General features: G+C 51.0%; 5 protein-coding genes. 4 read left to right on the top strand and 1 reads right to left on the bottom strand.

Annotation, left to right across the window (positions count from 1 at the left end; all coding sequences use genetic code 11):
- Positions 1 to 72 precede the first annotated feature (72 nt).
- Positions 73 to 1,161, bottom strand: coding sequence for an IS4 family transposase (locus Q7V32_RS08805; protein ID WP_370691445.1), 1,089 nt, complete (start codon positions 1,159 to 1,161; stop codon positions 73 to 75).
- Between the two features lie 325 nt (positions 1,162 to 1,486).
- Between Q7V32_RS08805 and Q7V32_RS08800 the strand changes: the two genes are divergently transcribed.
- From Q7V32_RS08800 to Q7V32_RS08785, 4 genes are all read left to right on the top strand, one after another.
- Positions 1,487 to 2,086, top strand: a complete 600-nt coding sequence (locus Q7V32_RS08800) for a type IV toxin-antitoxin system AbiEi family antitoxin domain-containing protein (protein WP_304896611.1) — start codon at positions 1,487 to 1,489, stop codon at positions 2,084 to 2,086.
- Positions 2,083 to 2,988: a nucleotidyl transferase AbiEii/AbiGii toxin family protein gene (locus Q7V32_RS08795; protein WP_304896610.1), complete on the top strand. Its 906-nt coding sequence runs from the start codon at positions 2,083 to 2,085 to the stop codon at positions 2,986 to 2,988. The genes Q7V32_RS08800 and Q7V32_RS08795 overlap by 4 nt, the downstream gene beginning before the upstream one ends.
- Positions 2,989 to 3,306: 318 nt before the next feature.
- Positions 3,307 to 3,594 carry a DUF1778 domain-containing protein gene (locus Q7V32_RS08790; protein WP_304896609.1) on the top strand — a complete coding sequence of 96 codons (288 nt, stop codon included), beginning with the start codon at positions 3,307 to 3,309 and terminating at the stop codon, positions 3,592 to 3,594.
- Positions 3,591 to 4,077, top strand: a 487-nt coding sequence (locus Q7V32_RS08785) for a GNAT family N-acetyltransferase (RefSeq protein ID WP_304896608.1), incomplete at its 3' end; no start/stop codon positions are given. The genes Q7V32_RS08790 and Q7V32_RS08785, both read left to right, overlap by 4 nt.

Raw genomic sequence — 4,077 nt, 5'->3', positions numbered from 1 at the left:
AGAGCCCGACAGATAAAAGTAGATATTCGTTCCTTTTGGATCATTACGGCAAATCAACAGGAATTGGAGGAATTACGTAAATTGCGGACTGTTAATCGTACCTGGATAAAACCAGTTGCAGAACCGATACAATAATTTTCTTAAAACACTCTTATGGAGGCAATATGGCTGGTCGATTTCAACGTTCCAGCGTTGTTTATAGAGCGCATTCAGATCGGCCTTGGTAAACGTTTTGGGGCACATCAGCGTCGTCACCATGATCTTTCCTCCCGCTTTGAACTCGCGTATGGTCAGATGTTCTGGAGCAGCATGCCAAACGGGTTCACTCATCCAGTCAGGCTTGATTTTCGGCTTGTCCAGACGAATGACATGATCGCGTGATCCCAGAGACTGACCGCGACGAAAGTCGGTCACCCGCTTTCTGGCACCCTGTTGTTCCATCAGGATATCAACGCCTTGCATCTGCATCCGGGCGATGAAGAAATACGTCGGAAAAAAGGCGTCACCCAGTAGAATGTCGCCTGAATCAAGCGTGCCCTCTATCGAACGCAACAGTGTCTGTTCATCTCCACCTTTGCCGTTGAAAGGTCCAATGGCGGCATTCAACAGCGCCCCACTGGATAGGCATGTCATCCCGACCACTCGACAGATGGGGAAACCCAATCCGGGTTTCTGCCCGCGCTGCTGCGGAAATGCCGCCTGATTTTCCTCGGTATCCGGCATGGTCACCGTGGTGCCATCAACCAGTCGAACCCGACGACCCTGCCAGCGCCATTGTGTGGGCGTCTGGTGATCGATTTGCAGCCCAAGATGGCAGGCCAATCCCGAAATCAGCTCCAGGGGCAGGCGTTGACGTGCGCGACAGTATCCCCCGGTATGTGTACTGCACTGTGGCAAACCATTGATCAATCGCTGGATGGCGGCCTGATTGACGGCATGCTGGCAAGAACGGTCAGCACTCATCGCCTGGGCGATGAACATAGCCAGCGTTTCGGTTGGCGGAAAGAGTCGTTGTCTATGTTCTGGCAGGCGTTTTTCGAGTTCATCGAACAAAAGGTCACTGGTCAGTAGATTAAAGGCGCCCAAGCAATCTGTAGAATCCATTTGTGACCGGATCAGGCGTTGTTGGGTACGGACGGTATTGAGGGTATGATGATGCACGTGATTGGTCCCTGGTGTTGGTTGAGGTTTTGGCGAATTGAAGCATAACGCCAATAGCCTTCAAAGCCATGGCGGATTGCCTGATGGTGAATCCGCCTTACCGGGTTTTGGGCCTAACGCCTACTCGATGCGCCGACGCTTTCAGCTATCTTTGATGAACACTAAAGAGATACATGGAAGAAGTATTATTTTAATGTCTGTGCGCCTTGTAATGGATGATGCAAAAATCAAGACCTGACACCGATCTTCTTTTTACCTTGCAGAAGTGTTGCATAACATAGGTAGTTATTGACAAGTACCTATGTTGTGTAACACTATGGATAATATGGATGCTACTACCGATAAACTAATCGAACTAGCGAGATTGAGAGGGCTAATTCGTCCCAGCGATCTTAAATCGCTGGAAATACCCCGAGTTTCGCTGACTCGGGCCGTTCGTCGTGGGCAACTGGAAAGAATCGGGCGAGGACTCTACGGACTACCTGGACGTGAGATATCCGCCTACGGATCACTGGCAGAGGTAGCAATCAGGGTACCCAAGGGCCTCATCTGTCTGCTATCTGCGTTACGTTTTCATGGACTAACAACCCAAGCGCCATTCGAAGTATGGCTGGCCATCGAAAACAAGGCTGTAGCCCCCAAGCTTGAGTTCCCGCCCCTACGCATTGTTCGTTTTTCCGGTGCTGCACTCACTGAAGGTATTGAGGAGCACATCGTGGATGGCGTTACCATCCGCATCACCAGCGTCGCAAAGACCGTTGCCGACTGCTTCAAATACCGCAACAAAATCGGGCTTGATGTCGCCCTGGAAGCACTGCGCGATGCCTGGCACGAGAAACGCATGACCAGCGACGAAATTTGGCGTTATGCCAAGGTATGCCGTGTCGCCAATGTGATGCGCCCCTATCTGGATAGTCTGACATGAGCGTTCGAAATAATGGAGCATCGATTCGGGATCGCCTGCTCAACAAGGCCCGTGCAGAAAAGCTGGATTACAACCTGTTGCTGACCCGGTACGCATTGGAACGCCTGTTCTACCGTCTGAGTGTCTCAGAACAGCGCGACCAATTTCTGCTTAAAGGGGCACTGCTGTTCGACTTGTGGTTCGATGTACCGCACCGACCCACTCACGATGCCGATTTTTTGGGTTTCGGATCTGCAGAAATGCCTCATCTGGAAAAGGTATTCCAGGCCATCTGCCGGATTGAAGCTGAGGATGGCATTGTATTCCTGCCCGATTCTGTTGAGGCTGCCGAAATTCGGAAAGAGGCACATTATGCCGGTGTTCGACTGACTCTGATGGGTTTGCTCGATAGCGCTCGTTGTCCGGTACAGATCGACATTGGTTTTGGTGACTCAGTCGTGCCTGGCCCGGAGGATGTTTTTTACCCGGTCATTTTGCCTGGCATGGCCACTCCCAAAATACGCACCTATCCTCGCTACACAGTCGTTGCTGAAAAGTTGGAAGCACTGACATCACTGGGTATGCTGAATAGCCGGATGAAAGATTTTTTCGATCTCTGGGTGTTGGCAAGCCACTCTGACTTCGAAGGAGTGTTATTGTCGCGCGCTGTTGCGGCAACCTTTGAACGGCGGCGAACAACTGTTCCGGAGGGAATGCCTATCGGGTTAACCGACGAGTTCGCCACCGATTCACAGAAACAAAAACAATGGCAGGGTTTCCTGCGCAAGAACGCATTAGCCCCGCTGTCACTGGAGAAAGTGATCAGCGAATTGCCTGAACTCCTCCTGCCTGTATTAGTGACAATCACACCGGGTGGCGATTTCAACAGAATTTGGCATGCAGGAATGAAATGGCAGCTTTAAAATGGAATGAGTGGCGGCGTTCGTCTGGAATAGGTGGCAACTTTGGACCGGAATACGCAGAGACATAAACCGGTCGCCTAACACAATGAAATTAAGCCAAACAACACAACTGGATGCAAAAATAGAAAACCAGTAGGGCGTTTTCGCGATAGCAAAACGCCAACATTCTTCAAAACTATGGCGAATTGCCTGATGGTGAAACCGCTTTAAACTATTTCAATTGTTTAAGCATAATTTTTATATTGGGTGTCTGTGAGATTGTCATTTAATATGTCCGGTGAATTACCGTACAATACAAGATGTAAAAGCGAGGAGACCATGATGCCAAGAGATACCATCCGCAGTACCCGGCTCGAAGCCCGACTCTCTCCAGAAGTGATGGTCGTGATTAAACGCGCGGCTGAACTACAAGGGCGGAGTGTCAGTGACTTCGTTGTAGCCGCCGCACAAGAAATCGCGCAACGGACAATTGAAGAAACCAGTGTCATCCGGCTATCCCTCGAAGACCAGCGGCGTTTCGTTGATCTTCTGATTAACCCGCCAGAACCGTCCCCAGCTCTGCAGCGTGCCGCCCAGGCTCACGCCGAATTGATCAAAAGCCAGTGACGGCTCGTTTTACCTTGGAGACTCTTACGTCCGAGCATGAACGGACGGGATTTTCTAGTGGCGTAGAGGCACTGGATAAGTATTTCCGTGAGCAAGTCGGCCAAGATGTGCGCCGACGCGTGACTGCTTGCTATGTTGCTACTGAAATAACTACGAGCAGGGTTGCCGGTTATTACACCCTGGCGGCGGGAAGTATCCCTGTAGCCGACGTGCCAGAGCAGTTGGTAAAGCGACTACCTCGCTATCAAACAGTGCCGGTTGCCAGACTTGGACGTCTTGCTGTCCATTTGGACTATCGCAGCCAGAAGCTTGGCGGTGCTCTTCTGTGGGATGCCATGATGCGAGCGATACGGTCGGAAGTGGCAGTCTTCGCACTTGTGGTGGATGCCAAGGATGATCAAGCAGTATCCTTTTATCACCATCACGGCTTTGTGAAATTCGGCAGCCTTTCCAACCAACTGATTCTTGCTCTCACAAACCGGG

Source organism: Methylicorpusculum sp. (assembly GCF_030651835.1).
Classification (GTDB): domain Bacteria; phylum Pseudomonadota; class Gammaproteobacteria; order Methylococcales; family Methylomonadaceae; genus Methylicorpusculum.
This window is presented reverse-complemented; position numbering and strand designations above follow the sequence as displayed.